The sequence below is a fragment of the Aliarcobacter faecis genome (genome assembly GCF_013201705.1).
GTDB lineage: Bacteria > Campylobacterota > Campylobacteria > Campylobacterales > Arcobacteraceae > Aliarcobacter > Aliarcobacter faecis.
Genome location: NZ_CP053837.1, coordinates 694244 through 720262 on the forward strand (window position 1 = coordinate 694244; position 26019 = coordinate 720262).

The window sequence follows — 26019 nt, forward strand, 5'->3', positions numbered from 1 at the left end:
TCTCTAAAATCTATTTTTTTACAACAGAATCTACATCTATTTCAATAGAGTTCCAATCTTTATCAACTTCACCATAAATTGTAACACTATCTTTAGGTGTAACAGTAACACCTTTCCAATCATCATTATCTATCTCTATTGTAATATCTCCAGTTTGGTCACGAAATAGATATTTATCTTTTCCTAAATGTTGAACAATATTACCTTCTAAAACTACGGGCATATCATCTTTAGATGTTTTTACTTTCTCTACAGTTGTTTTTGAAATACTAGGACCATTAAATCCACCTTGCTCTGTTTGTATTGTTTGTGAAGTTTGTCCTACAAATTCAGCAAAAACTGATGTTGAAGCAAATAATAAACTAGCCATTATAATACTTTTTTTCATTTTGAACTCCTTTTAATTGTTTGTATATTGTAATTAAAACAAACAATTATTAGCAAAAAATTAATTTTTTAGCTTTTTTATAAATTTTACCAATAAATAGTAATTCTAAATCCATTTGGAGTGATATTTTCAAAATTTAAATGTAGATTATGAAGTTTTGCAATTTGCATAACAATAGAAAAACCAAGCCCACTTCCTATTTGTTTTTGACCTGTTGGTCGTATAAATCTTTCTCCTATGTTTTCTAAAATTTCAGAATTTATCCCTTTTCCATTATCTTCAATAATTAAACTATTTTTTTCTAATTCAATTTTTATATTAGTTCCATTTTCATTATATTTTATAGCATTATCAAGTAAATTTCTAATAAGTAAAGATAAAACAAAATCTTCTCCATTTATGGATTTAATATTATTTTTGTGTAAAAAATTTATAGATATATTTTTCTCTTTTGCTTTAAACTCTAACTCTTTAATGGTTGAATTTATAATTTCAATCCAATCTATTTTAGATATATTTTCAAACTCATTGATTGATTCTAATCTTGAAAGTGCTAAAAGTTGCTCTATCATTCTTGTTGCTCTATTTACACCTATTTCAATATTATTTAGAGATTTTAAAAGTAAATCTTTATCATCTAAAGATAGTTTTGCAACTTCAGTTTGGATTTTTATTGCTGTAAGTGGAGTTTTAAGTTCATGTGCTGCATTTGAAGTAAATCGTCTCTCTTTTTCTATCATAGTATTTGTTTTTATAAATAGTGAATTTAAAGCTTTTATTACTGGTTTTAACTCTTTTGTACTATTTTCATCTAAAGTTGAACTATCCTTTGCATCTCTTAAAGTTAAATCCTTTGACAATTTATTTAAAGGTTTTAGCTCTTTTGTTATTAAAAGTATTGTAATAATAATTAAAAAAGGGAGTATAAAAAGCCAAGGGTATATTAAATCTTCTAAGATATCAAATATCAAATCATCAATAAACTCTTTTTCTGAAGCAACTACAACTACAAATTTTTTATTGTTACTTAACATCCAAATAATTCTAAATTTTTTATTTTCTTCAAAAATAACTCCATCTTTACTACTTAGTATGGAAGGATTAAATAGAAAATTTTTACTATCTTCTCCATCTGTATATAGTATATTTCCATCTATTGAAAAGATAGAAAAAGTTAGAGCATCATCATCAACTGACATATATTTTTCCATATCATCAAGAGTTTGTTTTGATTGATTTTGTAGAATTCCAATATTTGAGTTAGAAAGCCTTTGTGCAAAATGAAAAAGCTCTGTATTAAACATTTCAATTAAAGATTTTTTTGTTTGATACATACTAATAGAAGTGGCAATAAATGAAGCTATAATAAATAAAAAAAGTAAAATAAAAGCTAATCTTAATCTTAAACTTAGATTTTTCATTTTTTATCTTCCAATTTATATCCAGCGCCATAAATTGTCTTTATATAGCTATTTCCAAGTTTTTTTCTAATAGCATGTATAAAAACATCGAGGGTATTTGAATTTAGCTCTTTGTCAAAATCATAAAGTTTTTCACTAATAGTCTCTCTACTTAAAACCACCCCTTTATTTAACATAAAAATTTTAAGAACCTTTATCTCTTTTGCTGTAAAATCTATTTCTTTACCATTTTTTGTAACTTTTTGTTCTGCTAGATAGAGTTTTATATCTGCTACTTCTATAAACTCTGCAACTTCACCATAACTTCGTCTAATCAATGCACTAACTCTTGCTTGTAATTCAGCTAAAGAAAAAGGTTTGCAAAGATAATCATCTGCACCTTTGTTTAAGCCTTCAATTCTTTGATTTATGGCATCTCTTGCAGTTAGTATAATTACAGGAGTTTTTATCTTCTTTTCTCGCCAAAATTTTAAAATATCAAGACCATCCATACTAGGAAGGCTTAAATCAAGGATAACAGCATCATAATTTGCCATCATTAAAGCATCTTTTCCATCAAGACCATCTTCAAACCAATCCACAGTAAATCCAAGTTTTTTTAAACCTGCTACTATCCCATCACCAATTAAACTATCATCTTCAATAAGTAAAATTTTCATAAATCATCTTTTTGTTTTTACTATTTATATCAAAAGAATATTAGTAAAAAATTAATAATCAATTTTTTATATAGTTCTCTTTTTTGTCAATAGTATCTAATTCTTGACCTATTTCTTGGTATCTTTTGAAATAGTACTTTACAAAAGAGTTGATATTTTCATCATTTGGCATAAAATATTTCTCTTTTTTTGTAGCATAACGATTTAAAAACTCTGTTGCATCTAGTTTTTCTAAATAGTGTTTAGCTAAAGCAGTGTAGTTTTCAATATACCAAGCCTTTAATTTTTCAAATTTTTTATCACTTATATCTATATTTAGTTTTCTGTTTTCATTATCCCAATCTAAAACTCTGCTTTCAAATAATCCACTTAAATGAATTAATCCTTCACAATAGTATGGTTGAACTTCATCAACTTCCATCCAACCAATCAATCCAACACTTCGTTTTACTAAATCTATTAAAACTTGCTCTTTTAAGTGCTTTTCATCATTTTCAACATCCAGTAAATATGAGATTAATCCACCTGTTGTTGCTTTGAACTCTTCAATATTTTTGAAATTTCCAGTTTTATTCATAAAGCTTTCTGTCTCTTCATCACACCATAAAATATGCCCATATTCATGCCCAATAGTACTTATATCATAAACTTGATGCCAAGAAGCAGTTTCATTAAATAAAAATGTTCTATCTTTTGTTAATAACTCTTGTCCAAAAATCTCAAGGCTTAGTTTTAAAAATGGTTTTGCTCTACTACTTTGTAAAATTTCATCAGAGAATGCAAATATTTTTTTACCTTCTTCTAAACTTACTACTTCATCATTTGGTACAACTTGGGCTGAAAAAAGTCCATTTAATTCTGCACCAAAAAATAGTGCTGGTCGTCCAACATAAAGTTGAACTTTATCAAGTGAAGCGAAACTAAAATCATAGATTTTTTTATATTTTGTATTTGCCTCAAAACTACTATAAATTTTGCTAAATGCACTTTTTATCTTATTTACTCTATGGTCATTTTGTGCAAATTTTGGATTTGTAACTCTTATATCCCACTCTAGGGCAACTGCTTTTCTAAAGTGGTCTTCATAATATTCTAAGGGGTGTCCTATTTGAATTGGAGTTTTTATTTTCATCCAAGCTCTATCTACATCTGCCCATTTTGAAACTAACTCATTTGTTCTATCTTCACTAAAAGCTTTGATAAGTGCTTGTATATATAAAATATAATCCCATTTTTGGTTATATATTTCATCTTCAAGTTCAATTAGTTTATCTGCAAACTCTTCAAGTGCATCTACAACTTCTGTTGTCTCTTTTTTGAAAGCTTTTATATAGGCTTGAGATTTGTATTTTTCACCATCTTTTACTAAAGCTGAATAACATCTATCAGCAGTTATTCCAGCATGTCCTAAATCAAAAAGTTTTTCATCTTCAAGATATTTCATTATTTTTGCTTCATCGCCATCAAATCTAAGCATTAACTCTTTATTTATACCATTTATAATATGAGCTGTCCAAGAAGTTTGCCAAGATGACATTTGAAGTCCTATATTATAAACTCCTATAAATATTTCTCTATAAAACTGGTTTAGAAGTGAATTTTGAACGATAAAATCTATAAATTTTGTGTGAATATCATGCCAATACTCTTTTACAAATTGGTATGCTTTTTCTTGATAAGCGATAATCTCTTTTTCATTCTTTTCAAGTTTTTTTAGAACTTGAACTAAACTATCATCTCGTAAGTTTACAACTCTTGTAACAAGTGCAAATCTTAAATCACTACTCATTTCAAGATTTAAAGATTTTGCAAAATCATTTATAAGTGTTAGTTTATCAAACTCTTCATTTTCTAAATATTTTATAAGTTCATTTGTTTTTGATTTTTGATTTTCTAAAAAGTCATATATCTTTTGTAAATCATTTAAAAATTGTTCTTTTGTCATAGTTTAGCCTTTATTTTTTGAAGTTCGTATTATATCAAAAGCTAGATTTTTTCAGTTTTAAATGCTTACAAAATTTTATATTAATGAATTAGTTCTTTCCGAAAATTATTTAATTTATCTTCATTTTGTCCAAAAAGACTTTGTTCATACTCTTTTAATAATGCTTCTTCAATATCTTTGTAAATTACAGTTTCTCCACTCATATATAATGAAAGAAATTGTAAAGAACTTAAAACTGTCCAATGAATAGGTTTTGTTAATGAAAATAAACTTTTTAATCTTGGACAATACTCATTTCTTAAACTATTTTTATTTTCTTTAGGTGGTAATACTATATTTATACCTTTTGAGTTAAAATCTTTATGATTCATTTTAGTTGAAAAGTATCTAATTCCATGAAAATGATCTTTTTCATTACTTAACCATTGTAGTATCATATTTGGAATAATATATTCAATATTGAAATTTGCATTTTTATATTGTTTCTTAAAACTACAAGCAAAAATCAAAGGGTATAAAATAAAAAAAGATAAAATTTTTTCTTCTTCTTTTATTGCTTGTTCTGTATCTAAACTATTTTTTAATATATTGAAAGTTATAGCAAAATCTAAAATATTTATTTGTTGGGTAGAATTAAATTCCGATATAAAAGTATCATCTAAATTTGGTTTCTCTAATTCTTGCCAACAAGCATATAAAGAATTTCCTAAATATAAACTAGGTACTCCAGCAACTGAATATCTCTGAGTTGAAACTAAATATCTCTTATCAAAAGAAATATGAAATATTTCTCCTAGTTTATTAACATTTTTATCTTTAGAAATCCTCATTCTATAAAATTTACTATTTTCTTCATACTTAAAAGAGAGTTTTTCAATATAAGTACGATAATCGTTTATCATATTTGAGAATTTTTCAAAAGCTTCTTTACTTCTACCAGATAAATACACCAAAATGATATTTTCTATTTCATCTTTTAAATTAGAAATTTTGTTAATTTCATTAAATATTTTTTGTCCAAAGATATTAGTTCTAGGAAAACTATTAATTCTTTTTAAATATTCGTCCATTCTTTCTTTAAATGTATGAAGATAACCATCTTGTAAAGATTCCACTGGATAATCAAAATCAAATTTTCTTTCATCATCCTCTGAAATTATAATTTCTAAAATTTCTTTTAAATCACTATTATTTATTTGTGGCATTTATTTATCCCTTCCCATTTTGTTCTTTTTGAATAATATATAAATCAAATTTTTCAGAAATAGTTTTATCAATATTAGAAGCATATTTAATAGTATTAATTATTGAATCTTTAATATTTAAACCTTCTATTATTTTTGTTTCAAAATAGGTATTAAATTTATCAATATTATCTGTTGAAGCTATATTATAAATCAAATCTCCTTTTATCGGTTCTTTTTTATAAATTTTTTCACCTGCATTATTTTTTGACCAAATAAAAAATTTATTTGTTTCATCAGTTCCAATAAGAGTATAGTTGCTTTTATGCCAGAGATTTGAATAATCTCATCAGCTTTTTCTAAAATATAGTTTATATTATTTTCTGAAAATTTATTAATTTGATCATATAAATCGAAAACATAATCAGTTACTCCTGTTATACCACAATACAATTTTTTATTTCCGATTTGATAAATTTTTTTTAAATTATCTTGATATCTTCTATCTAAATAAGATAATCTTTTATCTGAAACTATAAAGCCAAAACCTTGATACATGGCTGAAATAATTATACTCATATTAGTCCTTTTATAATTTACATGTATAATAACAAAATTACAACAATAAAAGCTAAAAAAATAACTATTTCTTAGTTTCAAACTCTTTTTTTAGTTCTTTTAACTCTTCCAAGCTTTTTTCTGATTTTTCTATAATCTCATCAACCATAAGTCCTAACATAACAGTTTTATAAAGATTTGGTCTATCTTTTTTCCAGTTAAATAGTGTTTTATAATCTATTCCTAAATATCCTGCAATATCTCTTTTTGTCATTTTCATAAGTAAATACCTTTTTATTTAAGAATTTACTTTGTAACAAATGATAAAACAACTATGTAATAATTCTATATATTAAGTTATATATAATGAAAAATTCCATAGTATTTTGAAGTTATGGTAATTATTCTATATTATTATATAAAAATATGGAATATATAAATATTCAAGGAAAAATAATGCTAAAAAAATTACTTATTATGATGATATTAATATCTTTTAATATGCTAGCTTCTGATTTTGGAGCAAGTTATTTTAATGATGGAGTAATAGAGTATAAAAATGAAAATTACGCTAAAGCTATTAAGTTGTATGAACAAGCATCTAAAAGAGGAAATATTGATGCTATGTTTAATTTAGGAGTTATTTATTCAAATGGTGTAATAGAAAAAGATTATGAAAAGGCTTTTTACTGGTTTGAAAAAGCTGTAAATAAAGGAGATAAAAAAGCTATATATAATCTAGGTGTAATGTATGATAATGGCTTAGGTGTAAAAGTAGATAAGAAAAAAGCCATTGAACTTTATGAAAAATCTGCAAATTATGGAAATGCAATAGCAATTTATAACTTAGGGAGTAAATATTATTTGGGTGATGGTGTTTCAAAAAACATAAAAAAAGCTTTTGATTTATATGAGAAGTCTGCAAACTTAGGAGTTCAGGAAGCAATGTACAATTTAAGTTTAATGTATAAAAATGGAGATGGTGTACAAAAGGATGAAAAAAAATCAAAATATTGGTTAGATAAATCAAAAGAAAATTAATAAAAAAAGGATTAAAGAAATGCTAAAAAAACTACTTATTATGATGATATTTATATCAATAAATTTATTTGCTAGGGATAGTGCAACCTACTATTTTGATGAAGGAGTAAGAGATTACAACAATAAAAACTACAAACAAGCCATAAAAAACTATGAAAAATCAGCAAAACTTGGAAATAAAAAAGCTATGTATAATTTAGGGCTTATATATTCAGGTGGAATTGGTGTAGAAAAAGATTACAAAAAAGCTTTTTCTTGTTATGAACAAGCCTCAAATAAAGGTGATTTTAACTCTATGTATAATCTTGCAGTTATGTATGATGATGGTTTGGGAGTAGAAAAGAATAGCAAAAAAGCAGTTGAATTTTATACAAAATCGGCAAATCTTGGAAATGCAAATGCTATGTATAATTTAGCAAATAAATATTATGCTGGAGATGAGGTAGATAAAAATATAGATGAAGCAATAAAATGGTATGAAAAATCAGCAAATTTGGGTGTTCATCAAGCTATACACAATTTAGGGATGATTTATGTAAGTGATGAGAAAAAAGATTATAAAAAAGCTATTGAGTATTTTGAAAAAGCTTCAACTTTGGGCGATTATAAATCTATGAATGCTCTTGGAATTATCTACTATCAAGGGCAAGGTGTAGAAAAAGATATGAAAAAAGCAAAATATTATATAGAAAAATCAAGAGATAGTGGAAGCCCTGAAGCCTCAAAATATTATGAAAAATATCAGTTATGGAAGTATTAAATTATTAGACTTTGCAATTTTTAGCACTTAATATATAAAAGTGCTAAATTCCTTAAAAACTTTAGCCAAGTTTAATCAAGTTCTTATTAAAATTCTCTTTTAAGAAATTCAAAATTTATAAAAATATTAAAATAAGAGAGGATAAAAAAGATGGCAAAACATCAATTTCAAACAGAAGTAGGGCAGTTATTACACCTAATGACACACTCTTTATATTCAAATAAAGAGATTTTTATAAGAGAACTTGTATCAAATGGAAGTGATGCAATAGATAAACTAAACTATTTAAGACTTACAGATGAGAGCTTAAAAGAGAGTTTTGCTTCTTGGAAAGGTGAAATTAATATCTCTTTTGATGAGAAAGATAAATCATTGACTATTATGGATAATGGTATTGGTATGAATGAAGAGGATATGATAAACTCTATTGGAACTATTGCAAAATCTGGAACAAAATCTTTTGTAGAAGCTCTTACAGGTGATGCAAAAAAAGATTCAAATCTTATTGGACAGTTTGGAGTAGGATTCTATTCAGTATTTATGGTGGCTTCAAAAGTAGATGTTATCTCTAAAAAAGCTGGTAGTGAAACTGCTTATAAATGGAGTTCAGAGGGAACAGGAGAGTTTGATTTAGTACCTTGTACAAAAGAATCAAATGGAACAGTTATTTATATTAAACTAAAAGATGAAGAAGTATCAGAATTTGCAAGTAAATATAGAATAAAAAATATTATAGAGAAATACTCAAATCATATAGCTTATCCTATTTTCTTAAATTATGATGAAGAAGTAATGCAAGAATTAAGTGAAGAAGATGAAAAAGCTGGTAAAAAAGCAGAGAAGAAAATTGAAAGAAAACATGAACAAATAAATGAAGCAACAGCTTTATGGATTCAACCAAAAGCAAAATTAAAAGAGGAAGATTATAATAATTTTTATAAATCAATCTCTCAAGATAGTAATGACCCAATGCTTACAATTCATACAAAAACAGAAGGAGTAAATGAGTACACAACACTATTTTATATCCCGCAAAATGCTCCATTTGATATGTATAGAGCAGATTACCAAAGTGGAATTAAACTATATGTAAAAAGAGTGTTTATCACAGATGATGATAAAGAGTTACTTCCAACTTATCTTAGATTTGTAAGAGGAATTATTGATAGTGAAGATTTACCACTAAATGTAAGTAGAGAAATCTTACAAGAGAATAGAATTTTAGCAAATATCAAACAAAGTAGTGTTAAAAAGATTTTAAGTGAGATTAAAAAGCTTTCTAAAGATGAGGAGAAATACTCTAAGTTTATAGGGCAGTATAATAGAGCTTTAAAAGAGGGAGTTTATCAAGACTACACAAATAAAGAGGCTATTTTAGAGCTTTTAAGATATAAATCAACAAATGATGATAAAAAACTAACTTCTCTTGAAGATTATAAAAATAGAGCAAACTCTGAACAAAAAGCTATTTATTATATTGTTGGTGAGAATGAAAAAGTTTTAAGAAACTCTCCTCTTTTAGAAAGTTATAAGAAAAACAGTATTGAGGTTTTAATACTTGATGATAAAGAGATAGATGAGATTATAACTCCAACTATTGGAGCATTTAAAGAGTGGCAATTTACAGATGTTACAACTGCTGAAGCTCCAAAAGTAGAGGTAAATGAAGAAGAAAATAAAAAAGTTGAAGAAGAATTTAAAGATATAGTTTCAAAAATTAAGGAAAAACTAGGAGATGAAGTAAAAGATGTAAAAATTACTTCAAGATTGTCTGAATCAGCTTCTTGTATCACAAAAGATAGTCAAGATGCACAAATGGCTGCAATGGCACATATGTTTAGAGCAATGGGACAAAGTGTACCTGAAGTAAAACCAATTTTAGAGATAAATCCAAATCATGAAATAGTAAAAAAACTACAAGCTTCAAAAGATGAAGATTTAATCGAAGATGTATCTTGGATTTTACTAGATTTAGCAAAAATTAGTGATGGAGTTGATGTAAGTGATAGAGTTTCATTTACAAAAAGACTTACAAAGATAACTTCTCTTGCTATCTAAAGTTTAGTAAAAAACTTGACAAAGCTCCAAAATTTAGATAATTTACAAAAAAATTATAAAGGTTAAAATATGTTTGGGGCTTTGTTTGAGGGGTTGAAATTTATATTTAAAAGAGTTACAAAACTTTCTATTCCATATTTTAGTCTTGAAGAAAATGATTTAAAATTTAAAATTACTAGTGAGTATAGTTATAAATTTCCTATTTCAAATATAGAAACAAAAACAAGGCATGATGCCTATGTTGTAGATGCTTACACTTTAAAAACAAAAGAGATTTATGTTGAGTATATTCATATATACTATGATGCTAGTTGGAATGGTCAAGCTTTAGGGCATTTTTTATCTTTACTAAAAGAGAATATTTTTGCAAAAAACTTTGATTTAGTTGATAGTTATGAGTTTAATCATTATGAGTTTAGAACATATTTTGTTGATAATAGTTACTATTTAAATATTATTTATCTTTATGAAAATAGTAAAGAGATATTTATAATAGATAAAAAGTTTTCACTTTTTCAAGGATTATTAAGAAATTTTAAAAAAAATTATACTTTTACTTTTGATGAAAAATTTAATTTAGATTTAGATTTTAGTTTTAGTTTAGTAAAGAAAAATGCAACAAATAACTATTTTAAAGTAACTTCAAGCTAAAGCAAAAGCTTTAGCTTAAATTTTTTAACCAGCCATATTTTCTATAGCAACTCCGTGAGTTTGTACGATTTTTTGAGTTATTTTATATGAACAAAATTTTGGTCCACACATAGAACAAAACTCTGCTTCTTTAAATACATCTTGAGGTAAAGTTTCATCATGATACTCTCTTGCTCTATCGCTATCAAGTGCTAATTCAAACTGTTTATTCCAGTCAAAAGCATATCTTGCATCACTCATAGCATCATCAATATCTCTTGCACCTTTTCTATTTCTAGCTATATCAGCACTATGAGCAGCTATTTTATATGCAATGATTCCATTTCGTACATCTTCAGCATTTGGTAAACCTAAATGCTCTTTTGGAGTTACATAACATAACATAGATGCACCATGCCATCCACCAACAGCAGCACCAATAGCACTAGAAATATGGTCATATCCTGCTCCAATATCTGTTGTAAGTGGACCTAAAATATAAAAAGGAGCTTCATGACAATACTCTTTTTCTATTTTCATATTTCTTTCAATTTGATTTAATGGAACATGTCCTGGTCCTTCAATCATAACTTGAACATCTTTTCCCCAAGCTCTAAGTGTTAGTTCACCTAAAACTTTTAACTCTCTTAGTTGAGCTTCATCTGAAGCATCTGCTAAACAACCAGGTCTTAAACTATCTCCTAGTGAAAGTGAAACATCATATTTTCTACAAATATCTAAGATTTTATCAAAAGCAGTATAAAATGGATTTTCTTTATGATAATGCATCATCCAAGCAGCCATTAAACTTCCACCTCTTGAAACTATACCCATTTTTCTTTTTGCAATATGTGGCATAAATTCTAGTAAAAATCCTGCGTGAATAGTAAAGTAACTAACACCTTGTTCAGCTTGTCTTTGGATAACTTCAAGCATTTTTTCTATACTTAAATCCTCTATTTTATCTTTTACATCATGTAATATTTGATAAATAGGAACTGTTCCAATAGGAACTGTTGAGTGATTTATTACGGCTTTTCTAATTAAATCTAAATCCCCACCAGTACTTAAATCCATAATAGTGTCAGCTCCATATTTTAGACAAACATTTACTTTTTCAATCTCTCCATCAACATCACTAACTATTGCAGAACTTCCAATATTTGCATTTATTTTACAAGAAGATGCAATTCCAATAGCCATTGGTTCTTGATTTATATGATTTACATTTGCAGGAATTATAAGTCTTCCTCTTGCTATTTCACTTCTTATAAACTCTGGTTTAAGGTTCTCTTTTTTTGCTACAAACTCCATATGTGGAGTTATAATTCCTTGTTTTGCATAGTACATTTGAGTTCTTACACTATCGTTTTTATGCTCTTCTAAAAATTTTTGAATATTTTGCATCTTTTCTCCTTATCTTTTTGCAATACCAGTTAATTCTTTATGTATTTTTGCTGGAAATACAAAAGAAGCTGAATGAATTTCAGCACTATAATAATCCATATCTTCCAAAAAATCTGCTCTTTGTAGATTTAAATCAGCTGTTGGATGATATTTTCTTGAAGCAAGTATAGTTGTTGTATGATCAAAACTAAATGGCATAGCTATCCAAAATTTTTCACCAATGAGTTTTAAATCTTTTTTTAACTCTTCACTATTTTTTGAAAATGATTCTGAAACAAATGTAACTATTCCATCATTTTTTAAAACTCTATAGATATTTGATACTATTTTTAAATCAGGTCGCATATTAGTTAAAATTATAATATCTACACTTTTATCCTCTTTAGTTTCAAGTGCCGATAAATCTGAAAACTCAAAATTTGACTCACTAGAGTGTTTTTTTGTCTCATTTTTTAATTCATCATTAATTGAACCAATAACTAAAACATTTTTGGCTTCAATATGTGTACAAAGTGGTATATGTACCATCATTTCAGCAAATATTTTGCTATTTTTCATTTTAAAATCCTTTAGATTGATATATTTTTTTTATTGTCAGCTAGATTTTTGGGTAAAAAAAAAGGTACTTTCGTTTGAAAGCACCTTTTTTATTAAATTTAGATTATCTATAACTTAGTTTATTAAATTTAATTTTTAAAAATTCGCTTCCTTCACTGGTCTTAACCAACAGGTTCAAAGGGTCAGGTTTTACCTTCTCAACGCTTTTAGCGTCCCCCCGCAATAAAAAGAGTATTCTAGCATAAAGAATTTAAAAGGGTATTAATTTTAAATTTATTAAAGCCCTTTTATTTTAGAGTTTTGTATAAAATAGTAGCTTTTTCTATCTCACTTGTAGTAGCTTTTCTTCTACAAGATAGATAACCTTTTTTCCCTTCACTTGTAATTGTTGGATAAACAGTAGCAAATACCCAGTAAAAATTTCCATCTTTTGTTGCATTTTTTACATATCCAGTCCAAACTTCTCCTTTTTTTACTGTTTCCCATAAACTTTTAAAAGCTTCTTTCGGCATATCAGGATGTCTTACAATACTATGTGGTTTTCCAATAAGCTCCTCTACACTATATCCTGCAACTTCACAAAAATCATCACTTGCAAAAGTAATAATTCCTTTTTCATCAGTTTCACTTACTAAAAATGCATGGTCTTTTAAAACTATCTCTTTTGAATTATTATTTATTGACATAAACTCTCCTTAATTTACTTTTTTTGTTTTTACATCTTCTACTAAAAGTTGAGCCATTTTTAAAGTATTTTGTGAAATAGAGGATACATTATATGCTTCAGCTGCGTTTTCTTGAGTTGTTTTATCAAGTAGATTTATAGCAATATTTATCTGTTCTATTCCTCTTAATTGTTCATTTGAAGCCATGCTTACATTTTGAATAATATTTATTGTTTCAGAGATTAGATTATTTAAATTTTGATAGCCTTTAATCATTTCATCAGATATCTTTTTACCTTCATTTGTTTTTGAAGTTGCATTTTCAACTAAATCTTTTATTTCATGAGCAGCTTGAGTACTTCTAGCTGCTAGATTTCGTACTTCACCAGCAACAACAGCAAAACCTTTTCCAGCTTCTCCAGCAGTTGCTGCTTCAACAGCAGCATTTAGACTTAAAATATTTGTTTGAAATGCAATTTGATCAATTATGCTTATAGCTTCATTTATAGCTGTAACCTTTAAATTTATCTCCTCCATAGAAGAGGCTGTTTTATTTGCTAGTTCTTCACCTATTGCTACAGAGCTTTTTACATCTTTACTTAAATTTGCCATTTTAGAAGCATTTTGAGTGTTGCTTTTTGTACTTCCTGTAATCTCCTCAAGTGCAGCAGCTGTTTGTTCAAGAGAACTGGCTTGTTCATTGGCTTTTGTTGCTAGATTATTTACACTTTGATTCATTTGAATTGAAGAGCTTTCTAAAAGTTTTCCATTTTCAAGATTTTGTTTTGTATTATTGTTTAATTCAGCACCCAACTGATTTAATCTTTGCATAGTTAAAAGCATTTTCCCTTTTAATTTTGGATTAATATCCATCTGTTTTCTATAATCTTTATCTGCATAAAGTCCAACAATTTCAACTAAATCTTCCATATTCTTATTTGCTTTTTCTAACATGTTATTTACAATATTTTTAAGAGTAAAAATCATAGGATTTGTAGTTGATGCATTGATTTTTGCTGTGTATATTCCTTGACTTATTTTATCAAGAGCAATTACTATTTCTCCTAATATATGCATATCATCTTTTCTTACCTTATCATATTTTGCTACATAATCATTTAATTCCCTTAAAATAAAGCCAATATCATCATTTTTTGAGTATTCGGCAATTCTGATATAGTTCGTTTTAAAGAATACAAAGTTCATTAAATCTCCTAAGTACTCTTTTATTCTATTTATCCCACCTACAATTCTTTGTATAAAGATATAAGTAATAAAGGCAACTAATATTGCAAATACAATATTTACTATAACTATTGCCCAAATTGTATGTTCACTTAAAATAGCAACTGTACTAATAACTGCAAAACCTATTTGGCTAAGAAACATTAGTATATATAACCTATTTTTTGTTGATGTATGTAAAAACATTTTTTTCTCCTACTTATAAATTTAAATTAAAAACTCAGGTTCATGCAAGAAAAATCCTTGTGAGTAATCTATTTGAAGTTCAGAAACCTTTTTTAGAACCTCTTCATTATGTACAAATTCAGCAACAGTTTTTATTTTTAAGACTTTTGCAAAGCTATTTATAGTTTTTACAGCTAGTTCTATATGTTTATCACTTGCTATATTTTTTATAAGTGAACCATCAATTTTAATAAAATCAACATCAAGTTTAATAATATATTCAAAATTTGAATATCCTGTTCCAAAATCATCTATTGCAATTTTACACCCCAAATTCTTTGCTTCTTTAATAAAACTGGCAATTAAGTTAAAATCATCTATTGCTTCACTTTCAACTATTTCAAAAGTTATTTGTGAAGCTGTATTTGTCTCTTTTATGTTTTCAAAAATAGTTTTTATAGTGTTTTTATCTTTTATATCTTCAATTGTAAGATTTATACTAAACTCTATATTTTTATTTTCAAAAAAGAAACAAGCTTTTTTTACTAATATTTTTGTTAAATCAAGATATAAATTTGCCTTTTTAGAAGCTTCAAGAAAGAAAAATGGAGATAAAATTTTACCATTTTTTGTTTTTAATCTCATTAGAGTTTCATATTTTTCTTTATTTGTTTTATTATTTACAATTTTTTGACCATAAACTAAAATATTATTATTTTCTATAGCATCTCTTATTTCTTGAACTAACTCTTTATTTTTCTGAATTTTTTCATATTCATCCAAATGTTCTTCTAAAAATAGTATTTTTTTACGGTAATTTTTTGATAAATTTAGAGCAAATTCAACTGCTACTAGAGGTTTGTCAAAATTTTGTGTATTTACAACAGCCATATATATTTGTAGTAAAAACTCATCTTTTTCAACAACTATCTTTGTATTTTCAATCTCCTCTAAAATGTAGTTTAATACATTTGAAATAGAATCCATTAAACTATATTTTAAAACTAAAATAGCAAAAATATCATTTGAAAGTTTATAGTAGTTTAATCCATATATTTCAAACTTTTGTAAAATTTTTGCAAATTCTTTTAAAATTAAATCACCAGTTTCATAACCATAAAATTCATTTATATCTTTAAACTTTGAGATATCTATTAAAACAAGATGTGCATTTTTTGTATCTTTTAAATCACTAATTAATTTTTGTCTATTTGGTAATTTTGTTAATTCATCAATATATTGCTCTTGAATGATTTTCTCTTTTTCATAAATTTGTGTTATATCGTGTCACAGCAATAAACTCTATGATTTCACCATTTTTATCAACAATTGGAACAATTGTAGTATCCACATAGTAAGGATTACCATCTTTTTTTCTATTTACTATTACACCTCTAAAAATCTCTTTATTTAATATAGTTGTCCAAAGATTTTTGAAAAAATCTTTTGGCATACTTTGGTGTCTTACTATGTTATGATTTTTACCTATAAGTTCCTCTTTGCTATAACCAGAAATCTCACAAAATTTATCATTTACAAAGGTTATTTTCCCTGATTTATTTGATTTTGAGACAATTGAACTCTCATCTATTGCATTTTTATACTCATTTAGTAAGAATAGAGTATCTGCAAATTCCTCCTTATTTATATTTTGTTCTTTAAAAATATTTTCTATTTCATTTAAATAAGCTTGTTTCATTTTTATTTGAGAGTTTTTCTTCTTTAACTCTTTTTCAAGTTTTCTTAGCTCATTTTTATTTAACCATTTTGCTAAAAAATACTCTTTACCATTAACATCTATTTTTTTAAGTAGAACTTCAGTGAATAAATCTTTACCAGTTATTGTTTTATATAACCAGTCAAATTTTATTTCACCATTTTGTTTACAAGTTTCTAAATATTCTTTGAATTTTATATGAGATAGTACTCCATCAGGTTGATAAACAGGAATTATTTCAAAAGGATTTAAATCTTTAAAATCCTCAATAGATTTTAGTTCTAAAAAATTTGCAAGTTGATAGTTACAGGCAATAAATTCTTGATTATTAAAAACAATCATAGCATCTCTAGAATTTAAAAAACTATATTTAAATATTTTTAAATCTTCAATTTGATAATTATCTTTCATAATTTATTTCTCACTTTCATATAAATAAAGTTAAAATAATATCAGAATAATATCAAAATAACAAAAAAATCTTTATAAATAATCCTAATTAATAGTAAAATTAAGTTTATTTTTATTGAAAAATGTCAATAAATAATTAAAATTTTTATGTTGGTTAAAATATATTTTAAAATTATGAAAATGGAAAAAATAATATTTTTATACCTTTTTAGATAGAATATAAACTTTATAGAAAAATTAGGAAATTTATGGAACAGTTTATTCAAGATTGGGGTTATATAGCTCTTTTTTTATACTCTTTTGGTGGTGGTTTTTTAGCTCTTGCTATTGCAGGAGCCTTTTCATATGCAGGTGATTTAAATATTTTTATAACTATTATAGTTGCTGCTACTTCAAACTTTATAGGTAGTCAATTTTTGTTCTATTTTGCAAAATATAATAAATCATATATGGATGAAACGGTAAATAAACATAAAAGAAAAGTTGCAATGATAAAAGCTTTACTTAAAAAATATGGTTCTTTTATGATATTTATTCAAAAGTATATTTATGGAATTAAAACTTTAGTACCTTTAATTATGGGAATTTCAGCATATAATCCTTTTAAATTTATGATTTTAAATGCTATTGCTTCAATTTTATGGGCTATTGTTATTGGTTATCTTAGTTTTACAGCAGGAAAAATTCTTTTGAGTTTTGCTGATGATTTTAAGTATATAGGTATATTTACAGTTTTAATTGTATTAGGTATTTTAATTTATAGTTTTAAAGGTAAAAAAAAGGTGAAAAAACAGTGAAATTTTCTCAATTAAATATAAGTAAAGAGTTTATAAAAAATCTTGAAAATCAAGGTTTTATAGATCTTACACCGATTCAGGAACTAAGTTTAAATAGTAGTTTAGAAGGAAAAGATTTAATTGCACGTGCCAAAACAGGAAGTGGAAAAACTGTTGCTTTTTCTCTGCCAATCGTTGAAAAATTAAGAGCCAAAGAGTTTAAAGTTCAAGCTCTACTTTTAGCTCCTACAAGAGAGTTAGCAAATCAAATAGCTCAAAATTTAAGGTTATTATTTAGACATATTCATAATGTAAAGATTCTTACACTTTGTGGAGGAGTTCCTTTTAAACCTCAAGTTGTTTCGTTAAATCATCAAGCTCATATTATTGTAGGAACACCAGGAAGAGTTTTAAAACATTTAGATGAAAAAAATTTAAATTTAGATTTTGTGGAAACTTTTGTACTTGATGAAGCAGATAAAATGCTAGATATGGGATTTTTTGATGATATAGAGAAGGTTTCAAAGTTTTTACCAAAAAATAGACAAACTATGCTTTTTTCTGCAACATATACAGAAGATATTAAACTTTTAGCTTCAAATATTTTAAATGACCCACTTTTTATTGAAGTTGAGAACGAAGAGAAAAATATTATAAAGCAAGATTTTTATGCTTTAGAAGATAGCCAAAAAGCACAAAATATTAAAAAACTAATTAGAAGTTTTGAAGCTAAATCTACAATTATATTTTGTAATCAAAAAATTACTTGTGAAAAATTAGCAGATATCTTATTTGAAGATGGACTTGATGTTTTAACAATGCATAGTGATTTGGAACAAAAACAAAGAGATGAAACTTTGGTTCTATTTTCAAATCAAACTTATCCTATTTTAATTGCAAGTGATGTTGCAAGTCGTGGGCTTGATATTGATGATGTAGATTTGGTTATAAATTATGATTTAGCATTAAATTCAAAAATTCATACTCATAGAATAGGAAGAACAGCAAGAGCAGGGAAAGGTGGAGTTTCTATATCTTTTTATACAAATAATGAACAAAATAGAGCTTTAGAGTTTAAAGAGATATTTAGCGATATTGAGTTTAAAGAGCTAAAAGATATTCGTGATAACCCAAATTTTGAGATAGATTTAGGTTTGAGAGCTATTTTTATAAATGGTGGAAAAAAACATAAAATTAGAAAAGTAGATATTTTAGGAGCTTTAACTGCTGGAATTGGTTTACATAAAGATGATATTGGTAAAATAGATGTTCTTGATTTTTGTTCTTATGTAGCAGTAAATAAAGAGAAATTGGATACTATTTTAAATAAGTTAAATAAAACAAAAATTAAAGGTAAATATTATAATATATATGAGAAATAATAATATTTTTAAAGAATTAACAGTATTATATCAAAAAAATAACTAAAGGAAGACTTTGTTTAAAAGTAAGCTCTTTTTAAAAATTTTATCAATCTTTATTTTACCTGTATTAGCTATTTTAATTTATAGTTCTTATATACTTTATGAAAAAAATGAGACACTTAAACAAGCAATTATTTATAAAAAAACAGCAAATTTAGTAAAAGCATCAAAAGATGTTTTCTTTGCCCTAGAAAAAGAGAAACATACAGTATTAGATTATTTAAAGCAGAGAAACAAAGATAAATTAGAGGTCGCTTTTTCAGAAACTTCTTTAGCTTATAATGAAGTTTTAAAACTATTAAAAGAGCTAAAATTAGAGTTGAAATTTGAAAGTAAAGATATAAATCTAAATTTAATTACATATATAAGAGATAGAGTAGATAAAAATGATTTAACAACAGAGCTTGTTATTGAAAATTACGATAGAACAAAAGAGATTTTCTTATCTTCAATCTTTTCACCAAAACAATTTATCTACCTAAATAGTTCACGATTAAATATGGATAAGATTATTAAATTTTTAGGCGAAGATTCAAATCTAAATTACACAAAAGATTTTTTAACAAGGGTTGTAGAACTGTTTGAAGCAGATTCAAATATCCAAGTAGAAAAAGTTTATAGTGATAGACTTTTTAGTTTTATTTTTTTAATTATTAGTGTGATTACTCTTTTTTCTATTTTATATGTTTTAAAAAATATTGTACATAAAGAGGAAGAGAGTTTTGTAAAAATTAAGAATTATAAAGATATATATAAAATTTTAAGTCAAGTAAATAAGTTTTTAATTAGAATCTATGATAAAAAAGATTTTTATATAAATATTTGTGAAATTTTAGCTCAAAATGAAAATCTTAAATTTGTATTTTTTTATGATGCTATTGAAAAAAATATAACAGCAAAGAATAGTGAGTTTAAAGATACAATAGTCTCTCAAGTGGATAAATATAAAGATCTTTCTCATGAAAATTTAGTATCTAAAACAATAAAGTGGCAATCTAATATCATAATAAATAATTTTGAAAGAAAGAATTTATCAATATTTTATGATGAAGCAAGAAAGCTTGATATTAAATCAATGGCAACTTTCCCTATAAGAGAGTTTGATAATGTTGTTGGAGCATTGATTATCTATTCAAAACAGAAGAATTTCTTTGATAAAGAGATAGAGGGGCTTTTTGAAAAATTAGTAGGTGATATAAGCCATTGTTTAGAAAAGATTAAATTTGAGGAGCAAAGGGTTGCTCAAGATGATGAATTAAGATTATCTTCTTACTCTTTTGATGTGGCTGAACCTATGCTAATAACTGATATAAAAGGTAATATAGTAAGAGTAAATCAGGCATTTTGTTCTATTATGGGATATACAAAAGATGAGTTAATGGGAATAAATCCAAGGATTTTTAAAACTCCTCATCAAGATCATAAATTTATAGAAGATATGTGGAATAATTTAAGAATTAATGGTTTTTGGAGTGGAGAGTTATATAATAAAAAAGCAAATGATGAGATAATTCCATTAAAAGGAACTATTACAGCTATAAAAGATAAAAATGGAAAAACTACTCACTATTTAGGTCAATATTTTGATATAGGAAAGATAAAAGATAAAGAGAAAGTTTTAGAGTATCAAGCAACACATGATAATTTAACAGGACTTCCAAATAGGCTTTTATTAACAGATAGAATAGAACAAGCTATTAGAAAAGTTACAAGGCATAAGATAATTGGAGGATTGATTTTTATAGATTTGGATAATTTTAAAGTTATAAATGATACTTTAGGACATGATATAGGAGATGTTTTATTAATAAATGTTGCAAAGAAAATGAAAGAGAGTATTAGAGAAGAGGATACTGTTTCAAGAGTTGGTGGAGACGAGTTTGTAATTTTACTTGATAATTTAGGTTCTACAAAAGATGAAGCTCGAAGAAATATTAAATATTTAGCAACAAAAATAAAAAATGCTCTAAATAGTATAGAGTATATTGAAGGACATATAAATATTTCAACTCCAAGTATAGGAATAACTTTATTTAATGATGATAGTGTTAGTGTAAAAGATTTAATAAAACAAGCTGATACAGCTATGTATGAGGCTAAAAAACAAGGGAAAAACTCTATTGAGCTTTTCGAAGATTAAAAAATTAGGGTGCTAATCTTTTAATCTGCCAAGAGTTATCTTCTTGAAGTTCATATAAAAATCTATCATGAAGTCTATCTTCTCCACCTTGCCAAAATTCAATTCTTATAGGTTTTATGATATATCCTCCCCAAAAAGATGGGAAAGGTATCTCTTTATTTAAGAATTTATTTTTCATTTCATTGAATTTTTGCTCTAATAGAGCTCTTGAACTTATAACCTCACTTTGTCTTGAAACCCAAGCTCCAAGTTGGCTACCTTTTGGACGACTTAAAAAATATTTTAAAGAGTCTGCTTTTGATATTTTTTCAACACTTCCTTCTATCTTTATTTGACGCTCCATTACGAGCCATGTAAAAAGAGCTGCAACATTTGGATTCTCATCTATTTGTTTTGCTTTCTTACTATCGTAATTTGTGAAAAATACAAAACCTTTTTCACTGAAATATTTTAGTAAGACAGTTCTAACTGAAGGCATCATATTTAAACCAGTTGTTGCAAGGGTAAAGGCATTTGGTTCAGGAAGATTTTCTGTTATTGCATCATTAAACCAAAGTTCAAACTGTTTAAATGGGTTTTTATCTAAATCTTTTATATCAAAATCTTTAGTAGTATATTTTCCTCTAATATTTGTAATATCCATGCTATCTCCTTTAAGGATTTAAAATATTTGTTCTCATAAGAGTTTTTCTCTTATGAGTTTGATAATTTTGCTAGTTTTATCAAAATTGTTTTTGCATTATCTTCATTTAATGATTTTTCGTAAGTTGTTAAAATCTCTCTTGCTAGAATATTTGCTCCTAAGTGTTGGAACATAATTCTCATGGCTTGAAGTCCTTTTTGTCCACCTCCACCACTATGAGTAGCTAGAGCTACATCTTTATCATTAAAAGCATCTCTCCAATTTTTTGTTGCTCTTGAAGTCCAAGCCATTGCATTGTTTAACACAGGAGGCATAACACCATTATATTCAGGAGCAATTATAATAAAAGCTTTTAAATCCATGATTTTTGTTGCTAAATCTAAAGCAGATTCTGGAATTCCATTTTTTTCTTCTTCATTTGTACTATAAAGTGGAAGATTATAATCAACCAAATTTATAAGATCTGTTTCTATATTTAAATCTTTTGCTAATTCTTGAAATTTTAAACCTAGTTTTAAATTATTATTTGAACTTGAAACTATAATTCCTATTTTTGACATACTATTTTCCTTATAAAATTTTTAAAAAATGATTATAACCTATTAAGATAAATTAAATAATAAAGTAGGTTTTATAAAAAATAATATATAATGATAACTAAATTATATACTTGGAAACATTGAAATGGACAAAGAAAAAGAAGAACAGCTTTTAAAAATAATAAAATACTCACCTATAGTTTTAATTCTTTTTATAACTTCTGTTCTAGTATTCTTTTTATACTTAGAAAATAAAAGAGTATTTTTAAATTCTAAAGAAGAGTTGGAACAAAAATTTTATTTACAAAATGCAGATTTAATAAAAGATGAAGTAAATAGAGCTTATTTTTATATAAAATATATTCAAGAGAATGCAGAAAATAATCTTAAAAATAGTATAAAAAGTAGAGTTTATGAAGCTCACGCAATAGCTTCAAATCTATATGAAAAATATAAAAATATAAAAAGTAAAGATGAAATTCTTGAACTTATAAAAGTTTCTCTTGAGAAGATAAGATATAACGATGGAAGAGGTTATTTTTATATTGATGATGCTTTAGGTAATAAACTTTTATTACCACTTGATAAGAAAGATGAAGGAAAAAACTTTCTAAATCATGTAGATGATAAAGGATATGCTTTTGTAAAAACAATTGTTGACACAATAGATAATAAAGGTGAAAGATTTGATGAATATTATTGGAAAAATCCAGTTACAAATCTATCTTCAAGAAAAATTGCCTTCTATAAATATTTTGAACCATTAAATTTTGCGATTGGAACAGGAGAGTATTTTGATGAGTACAATGAAAATGTCCAAAAAAGAGTTCTTGATTATGTAAATAGTATAAAATTTGGTAAAAATGGTTATATATTTATTATGACAAATGATGGGATTTGTTTAAGTGAAGAGCAAAAAATTGTACATACAAAATATAAAATGGAGGATATTTTAGCTTCCAGAGAAGATAATATTGAAGCTATGATAAAAATTGCAAATTCGAATAATGATAATTTTTATAGGTATGAAGAGAGATATAATAATTCAAATATAGATTATAAAGTAAATAAAATTAGCTATGTAAAGGCTATTTCTGGATGGAATTGGATTATAGGTTCCTCATTTTATGAAGATGATGTAAATTTTGAAATAATTGAGATGAAAAAAAGGCTTGATAGTGATTTTGATATAAACTTAAAAAATATTTTATTAGCTAGTATTATTTTAATAATATTTTTATTAATTATCTCTTTTTATGTATCAAAATATATTGAGAAAAAATTTATAGATTATAAAGATGAATTAGGAAGTCGGCAAGCTTTACTTTTTCAGCAATCAAAAATGGCAACTATGGGAGAGATGATACGAAATATTGCTCATCAATGGAGGCAACCACTATCAGTTATAACTGCAGCAACAAGTGGAATGCTGATACAAAAAGAGATGGGAAATTTAACTGATGAGTTTTTTGTTAATAGTGCAAAAAAAATAAATAGTTCGGCTTCATATCTATCTCAAACGATAGATGACTTTAGAAATTTCTTCAGTCCAAATAAAGAGAAAGAGAAATTTATGATTTCTCATACTCTATCAAAAACTTTGGATTTAATATCTGTTCAACTAAATACAAAAGATATTTTTATTATAAAAGATGTTCAAAATATTGAAGTTTTTTCTTATGAAAATGAGTTAATTCAAGCTTTGATTAATATATTAAATAATGCAAGAGATGAGTTAATCAATAAAGATTATGATAAATATATATTTATTGATATAAATAAAAATAATAATCAGTTGAAAATTGTGATAAAAGATAATGCTGGTGGTGTAAGAAAAGAGAATTTATCTAAAATATTTAACCCATATTTTACAACAAAAGAGAAAACTCAAGGGACAGGAATAGGGCTTTATATAACTCAAGAGATTATTTTACAGTTAAATGGTGAAATAAGTGTGAGAAATGTTGACTTTAATTATAATAAAGAGAAGTATAGAGGGGCTGAATTTACTATTACTTTAAATCTTTAATTAATTTTCTGATAATATTGCAACCAAGTTGCAGAAAAAGGTTAATATGAATTTAATACAAATAGAAAATTTATCACACTCTTATGGAAATACAAAGGCTTTAGAAAATATAAATCTTACAATAAAAGATGGTGATTTTCTAGCTATTATTGGACCAAATGGTGGAGGAAAATCAACACTTCTTAAGCTTATTTTAGAGTTATTACCCCTTCAAAATGGAAAATTAATAAAAAATATAAAAAATAGTGAAGTTGGTTATGTACCTCAAAATACAAATTTAAATATAGATTTTCCTATAACTGCTTTGGAAGTAGTTTTAATGGGACATATAAAGAGAAAAAGAAAGTTATTGGGATATGCAAAAGAGGATATTTCTTGTGCTTTAAACTCTTTAAAACAAGTTGGAATGGAAGATTTTGCAAATAAAAAAATAGGAACTTTAAGTGGAGGTCAAAGACAAAGAGTATTTATTGCACGAGCTTTATGTTCAAGTCCTAAGATTTTAATGTTAGATGAACCAACAGCAAGTATTGATGTCCAAGGGCAACAAGATATTTATGAACTTTTAAAAAATTTAAATAAATCTATTTCAATTGTTGTTGTAAGCCATGATTTATCGATACTTTTAAATTATGCAAAAGATGTTGCTCATGTAAATAGGTCATTGGTTTATCATAGTTTAAAAGATATTCAAAGAGATGTTACACTTAGTGATGATCATTTATGTGAAGTTGAACTTTTATCAGCTTTAGGAAAAACACAAATGTGTTGTAATCATATTCATTAGGGGTAAAAGGTGTTTGAGATTTTACAATATGATTTTATACAAAATGCGATACTTGCAGGGATTTTAATCTCAATTGCAGCAGGAATTATTGGAAGTTTGGTTGTAGTAAATAAGGTTACATTTCTTACAGGTGGAATTGCTCATAGTGCTTATGGTGGGATTGGAATTGCAATATATTTAGGAATACCAGTTCTATTTGGAGCTACTGTTTTTGCTTGTATTACAGCTATTTTAATTGCAATTATTACATTAAAAAATAAGAGCCGAATAGATGCAATAATTGGTATGATGTGGGCAAGTGGAATGGCAATAGGGATAGTTTTTATAGACTTAAGTCCAGGATATAATGTAGATTTAATGAGTTATTTGTTTGGAAGTATAATTGCAGTTTCAAATGATGATTTAATTTATATGACTTTGCTTGATATTTTTATTATAGTAATAGTTCTATTCTTTTATAAACAGATTTTAGCAGTATCTTATGATAGTGAGTTTGCAGGACTTAGAGGAATAAATGTAAAGTTTTTTTATACATTAATACTCATTTTATCAGCTTTATGTGTTGTTGCTGCAATTAAAGCAGTTGGACTTATTTTGGTTATTGCACTTCTTACAATTCCAACATATTTAGCAGAAACATTTGCAAATAAATTATCAAATATGATGATTATTAGCTCAATTTTAGCTACAATATTTACACTATATGGGCTAGTTATTTCTTATGTATATGATATTAGCTCAGGAGCTAGTATAATAATGGTTAGCGTTGTTGCTTTGGCTATTGTAAAGCTTTTTAAAAGGAGTTGATTTATAGATTATACTCCTATAATAAAAAGAGTCAATAAATAAAATATTAAAAAAATAAAAAT

At 25.9% G+C, this 26019-nt stretch carries 26 protein-coding genes and 1 riboswitch; of the genes, 10 read left to right on the forward strand and 16 right to left on the reverse strand.

What is annotated here, in order from left to right; all coding sequences use genetic code 11:
• Window positions 1-10: 10 nt before the first annotated feature.
• The 8 genes from AFAEC_RS03595 to AFAEC_RS03630 all read right to left on the reverse strand — a co-directional run bounded on the left by AFAEC_RS03595 (window position 11) and on the right by AFAEC_RS03630 (window position 6435).
• Window positions 11-388, reverse strand: coding sequence for a YgiW/YdeI family stress tolerance OB fold protein (locus AFAEC_RS03595; protein ID WP_026805941.1), 378 nt, complete (start codon window positions 386-388; stop codon window positions 11-13).
• Between the two features lie 86 nt (window positions 389-474).
• The gene (locus tag AFAEC_RS03600; RefSeq protein WP_051487563.1) at window positions 475-1809 is read right to left on the reverse strand and encodes an ATP-binding protein; all 1335 of its coding nucleotides are present in this window, start codon (window positions 1807-1809) and stop codon (window positions 475-477) included.
• Entirely contained in the window at window positions 1806-2468 is a 663-nt protein-coding gene (locus tag AFAEC_RS03605; RefSeq protein ID WP_026805940.1) for a response regulator, read from the reverse strand. Before AFAEC_RS03605 ends, AFAEC_RS03600 begins: the two co-directional genes overlap by 4 nt.
• Before the next feature lie 58 nt (window positions 2469-2526).
• The gene (gene ciaB / locus AFAEC_RS03610) at window positions 2527-4413 is read right to left on the reverse strand and encodes an invasion protein CiaB (protein ID WP_026805939.1); all 1887 of its coding nucleotides are present in this window, start codon (window positions 4411-4413) and stop codon (window positions 2527-2529) included.
• An 80-nt stretch (window positions 4414-4493) separates the two neighbouring features.
• A complete protein-coding gene (locus tag AFAEC_RS03615) occupies window positions 4494-5618 on the reverse strand; it encodes a hypothetical protein (protein ID WP_026805938.1) in 1125 nt (374 codons plus the stop codon).
• A 4-nt stretch (window positions 5619-5622) separates the two neighbouring features.
• The gene (locus AFAEC_RS03620) at window positions 5623-5814 is read right to left on the reverse strand and encodes a hypothetical protein (RefSeq protein ID WP_026805937.1); all 192 of its coding nucleotides are present in this window, start codon (window positions 5812-5814) and stop codon (window positions 5623-5625) included.
• A gap of 8 nt (window positions 5815-5822) precedes the next feature.
• Window positions 5823-6176: an Ntn hydrolase family protein gene (locus AFAEC_RS03625; RefSeq protein ID WP_026805936.1), complete on the reverse strand. Its 354-nt coding sequence runs from the start codon at window positions 6174-6176 to the stop codon at window positions 5823-5825.
• A gap of 64 nt (window positions 6177-6240) precedes the next feature.
• Complete coding sequence (locus tag AFAEC_RS03630) at window positions 6241-6435, reverse strand: hypothetical protein (RefSeq protein WP_034216450.1); 195 nt, start codon at window positions 6433-6435, stop codon at window positions 6241-6243.
• Window positions 6436-6611: 176 nt separating this feature from the next.
• On the opposite strand from AFAEC_RS03630, the gene AFAEC_RS03635 reads away from it, so the two are divergent.
• The 4 genes from AFAEC_RS03635 (at window position 6612) to AFAEC_RS03650 (ending at window position 10665) form a co-directional block, all read left to right on the forward strand.
• Window positions 6612-7196, forward strand: coding sequence for a tetratricopeptide repeat protein (locus tag AFAEC_RS03635; protein WP_026805934.1), 585 nt, complete (start codon window positions 6612-6614; stop codon window positions 7194-7196).
• 19 nt (window positions 7197-7215) lie between these two features.
• A complete protein-coding gene (locus AFAEC_RS03640; RefSeq protein ID WP_026805933.1) occupies window positions 7216-7956 on the forward strand; it encodes a tetratricopeptide repeat protein in 741 nt (246 codons plus the stop codon).
• Window positions 7957-8106: 150 nt separating this feature from the next.
• Entirely contained in the window at window positions 8107-10014 is a 1908-nt protein-coding gene (gene htpG / locus AFAEC_RS03645) for a molecular chaperone HtpG (protein ID WP_026805932.1), read from the forward strand.
• Window positions 10015-10083: 69 nt separating this feature from the next.
• On the forward strand, window positions 10084-10665 hold the full coding sequence (locus AFAEC_RS03650) for a hypothetical protein (RefSeq protein WP_026805931.1): 582 nt from the start codon (window positions 10084-10086) through the stop codon (window positions 10663-10665).
• A gap of 24 nt (window positions 10666-10689) precedes the next feature.
• Here AFAEC_RS03650 and thiC read toward each other — a convergent pair whose 3' ends face one another.
• The 6 genes from thiC to AFAEC_RS03680 form a co-directional block, all read right to left on the reverse strand.
• Window positions 10690-12051: a phosphomethylpyrimidine synthase ThiC gene (thiC, locus tag AFAEC_RS03655; protein WP_034216447.1), complete on the reverse strand. Its 1362-nt coding sequence runs from the start codon at window positions 12049-12051 to the stop codon at window positions 10690-10692.
• Between the two features lie 9 nt (window positions 12052-12060).
• Window positions 12061-12609 (reverse strand): spermine/spermidine synthase domain-containing protein, encoded by a 549-nt coding sequence (locus tag AFAEC_RS03660; RefSeq protein WP_026805929.1) that lies wholly within the window; start codon window positions 12607-12609, stop codon window positions 12061-12063.
• Between the two features lie 130 nt (window positions 12610-12739).
• Window positions 12740-12838, reverse strand: a riboswitch (TPP riboswitch).
• A 58-nt stretch (window positions 12839-12896) separates the two neighbouring features.
• Window positions 12897-13295, reverse strand: a complete 399-nt coding sequence (locus AFAEC_RS03665; protein WP_026805928.1) for a PAS domain-containing protein — start codon at window positions 13293-13295, stop codon at window positions 12897-12899.
• 9 nt (window positions 13296-13304) lie between these two features.
• Entirely contained in the window at window positions 13305-14705 is a 1401-nt protein-coding gene (locus AFAEC_RS03670; protein WP_026805927.1) for a methyl-accepting chemotaxis protein, read from the reverse strand.
• A 21-nt stretch (window positions 14706-14726) separates the two neighbouring features.
• Window positions 14727-15965: an EAL domain-containing protein gene (locus tag AFAEC_RS03675; protein ID WP_323848058.1), complete on the reverse strand. Its 1239-nt coding sequence runs from the start codon at window positions 15963-15965 to the stop codon at window positions 14727-14729.
• Window positions 15949-16812, reverse strand: a complete 864-nt coding sequence (locus tag AFAEC_RS03680; protein WP_051489023.1) for a PAS domain-containing protein — start codon at window positions 16810-16812, stop codon at window positions 15949-15951. The genes AFAEC_RS03675 and AFAEC_RS03680 overlap by 17 nt, the downstream gene beginning before the upstream one ends.
• 248 nt (window positions 16813-17060) lie before the next feature.
• Here AFAEC_RS03680 and AFAEC_RS03685 point away from each other — a divergent pair, with 248 nt between their 5' ends.
• The 3 genes from AFAEC_RS03685 to AFAEC_RS03695 are packed head-to-tail and all read left to right on the forward strand — an operon-like array spanning window position 17061 to window position 21152.
• Window positions 17061-17609 carry a DedA family protein gene (locus tag AFAEC_RS03685; RefSeq protein WP_026805926.1) on the forward strand — a complete coding sequence of 183 codons (549 nt, stop codon included), beginning with the start codon at window positions 17061-17063 and terminating at the stop codon, window positions 17607-17609.
• On the forward strand, window positions 17606-18970 hold the full coding sequence (dbpA, locus tag AFAEC_RS03690; RefSeq protein WP_026805925.1) for an ATP-dependent RNA helicase DbpA: 1365 nt from the start codon (window positions 17606-17608) through the stop codon (window positions 18968-18970). Before AFAEC_RS03685 ends, dbpA begins: the two co-directional genes overlap by 4 nt.
• A gap of 55 nt (window positions 18971-19025) precedes the next feature.
• Entirely contained in the window at window positions 19026-21152 is a 2127-nt protein-coding gene (locus tag AFAEC_RS03695; protein ID WP_026805924.1) for a sensor domain-containing diguanylate cyclase, read from the forward strand.
• A gap of 4 nt (window positions 21153-21156) precedes the next feature.
• Here AFAEC_RS03695 and pdxH read toward each other — a convergent pair whose 3' ends face one another.
• Both pdxH and AFAEC_RS03705 read right to left on the reverse strand, forming a co-directional pair.
• A complete protein-coding gene (gene pdxH / locus AFAEC_RS03700; RefSeq protein ID WP_026805923.1) occupies window positions 21157-21795 on the reverse strand; it encodes a pyridoxamine 5'-phosphate oxidase in 639 nt (212 codons plus the stop codon).
• A 50-nt stretch (window positions 21796-21845) separates the two neighbouring features.
• Complete coding sequence (locus AFAEC_RS03705; RefSeq protein WP_026805922.1) at window positions 21846-22355, reverse strand: NADPH-dependent FMN reductase; 510 nt, start codon at window positions 22353-22355, stop codon at window positions 21846-21848.
• A gap of 124 nt (window positions 22356-22479) precedes the next feature.
• Between AFAEC_RS03705 and AFAEC_RS03710 the strand changes: the two genes are divergently transcribed.
• The 3 genes from AFAEC_RS03710 to AFAEC_RS03720 are packed head-to-tail and all read left to right on the forward strand — an operon-like array spanning window position 22480 to window position 25957.
• Window positions 22480-24363, forward strand: coding sequence for a sensor histidine kinase (locus AFAEC_RS03710; RefSeq protein ID WP_026805921.1), 1884 nt, complete (start codon window positions 22480-22482; stop codon window positions 24361-24363).
• Window positions 24364-24409: 46 nt separating this feature from the next.
• Entirely contained in the window at window positions 24410-25150 is a 741-nt protein-coding gene (locus AFAEC_RS03715; RefSeq protein ID WP_026805920.1) for a metal ABC transporter ATP-binding protein, read from the forward strand.
• A gap of 9 nt (window positions 25151-25159) precedes the next feature.
• On the forward strand, window positions 25160-25957 hold the full coding sequence (locus AFAEC_RS03720) for a metal ABC transporter permease (protein WP_026805919.1): 798 nt from the start codon (window positions 25160-25162) through the stop codon (window positions 25955-25957).
• Window positions 25958-26019 lie beyond the last annotated feature (62 nt).

Coding starts and splice junctions, on each gene's coding strand:
- thiC (WP_034216447.1), bottom strand. CDS start 12,051: ATGCAAAATATTCAAAAATTTTTAGAAGAGCATAAAAACGATAGTGTA.
- AFAEC_RS03670 (WP_026805927.1), bottom strand. CDS start 14,705: ATGTTTTTACATACATCAACAAAAAATAGGTTATATATACTAATGTTT.
- AFAEC_RS03605 (WP_026805940.1), bottom strand. CDS start 2,468: ATGAAAATTTTACTTATTGAAGATGATAGTTTAATTGGTGATGGGATA.
- AFAEC_RS03710 (WP_026805921.1), top strand. CDS start 22,480: ATGGACAAAGAAAAAGAAGAACAGCTTTTAAAAATAATAAAATACTCA.
- AFAEC_RS03625 (WP_026805936.1), bottom strand. CDS start 6,176: ATGAGTATAATTATTTCAGCCATGTATCAAGGTTTTGGCTTTATAGTT.
- AFAEC_RS03595 (WP_026805941.1), bottom strand. CDS start 388: ATGAAAAAAAGTATTATAATGGCTAGTTTATTATTTGCTTCAACATCA.
- AFAEC_RS03615 (WP_026805938.1), bottom strand. CDS start 5,618: ATGCCACAAATAAATAATAGTGATTTAAAAGAAATTTTAGAAATTATA.
- AFAEC_RS03650 (WP_026805931.1), top strand. CDS start 10,084: ATGTTTGGGGCTTTGTTTGAGGGGTTGAAATTTATATTTAAAAGAGTT.
- AFAEC_RS03665 (WP_026805928.1), bottom strand. CDS start 13,295: ATGTCAATAAATAATAATTCAAAAGAGATAGTTTTAAAAGACCATGCA.
- pdxH (WP_026805923.1), bottom strand. CDS start 21,795: ATGGATATTACAAATATTAGAGGAAAATATACTACTAAAGATTTTGAT.
- AFAEC_RS03705 (WP_026805922.1), bottom strand. CDS start 22,355: ATGTCAAAAATAGGAATTATAGTTTCAAGTTCAAATAATAATTTAAAA.
- AFAEC_RS03685 (WP_026805926.1), top strand. CDS start 17,061: ATGGAACAGTTTATTCAAGATTGGGGTTATATAGCTCTTTTTTTATAC.
- ciaB (WP_026805939.1), bottom strand. CDS start 4,413: ATGACAAAAGAACAATTTTTAAATGATTTACAAAAGATATATGACTTT.
- AFAEC_RS03660 (WP_026805929.1), bottom strand. CDS start 12,609: ATGAAAAATAGCAAAATATTTGCTGAAATGATGGTACATATACCACTT.
- AFAEC_RS03680 (WP_051489023.1), bottom strand. CDS start 16,812: ATGAAAGATAATTATCAAATTGAAGATTTAAAAATATTTAAATATAGT.
- AFAEC_RS03630 (WP_034216450.1), bottom strand. CDS start 6,435: ATGAAAATGACAAAAAGAGATATTGCAGGATATTTAGGAATAGATTAT.
- AFAEC_RS03715 (WP_026805920.1), top strand. CDS start 24,410: ATGAATTTAATACAAATAGAAAATTTATCACACTCTTATGGAAATACA.
- AFAEC_RS03635 (WP_026805934.1), top strand. CDS start 6,612: ATGCTAAAAAAATTACTTATTATGATGATATTAATATCTTTTAATATG.
- AFAEC_RS03600 (WP_051487563.1), bottom strand. CDS start 1,809: ATGAAAAATCTAAGTTTAAGATTAAGATTAGCTTTTATTTTACTTTTT.
- AFAEC_RS03640 (WP_026805933.1), top strand. CDS start 7,216: ATGCTAAAAAAACTACTTATTATGATGATATTTATATCAATAAATTTA.
- htpG (WP_026805932.1), top strand. CDS start 8,107: ATGGCAAAACATCAATTTCAAACAGAAGTAGGGCAGTTATTACACCTA.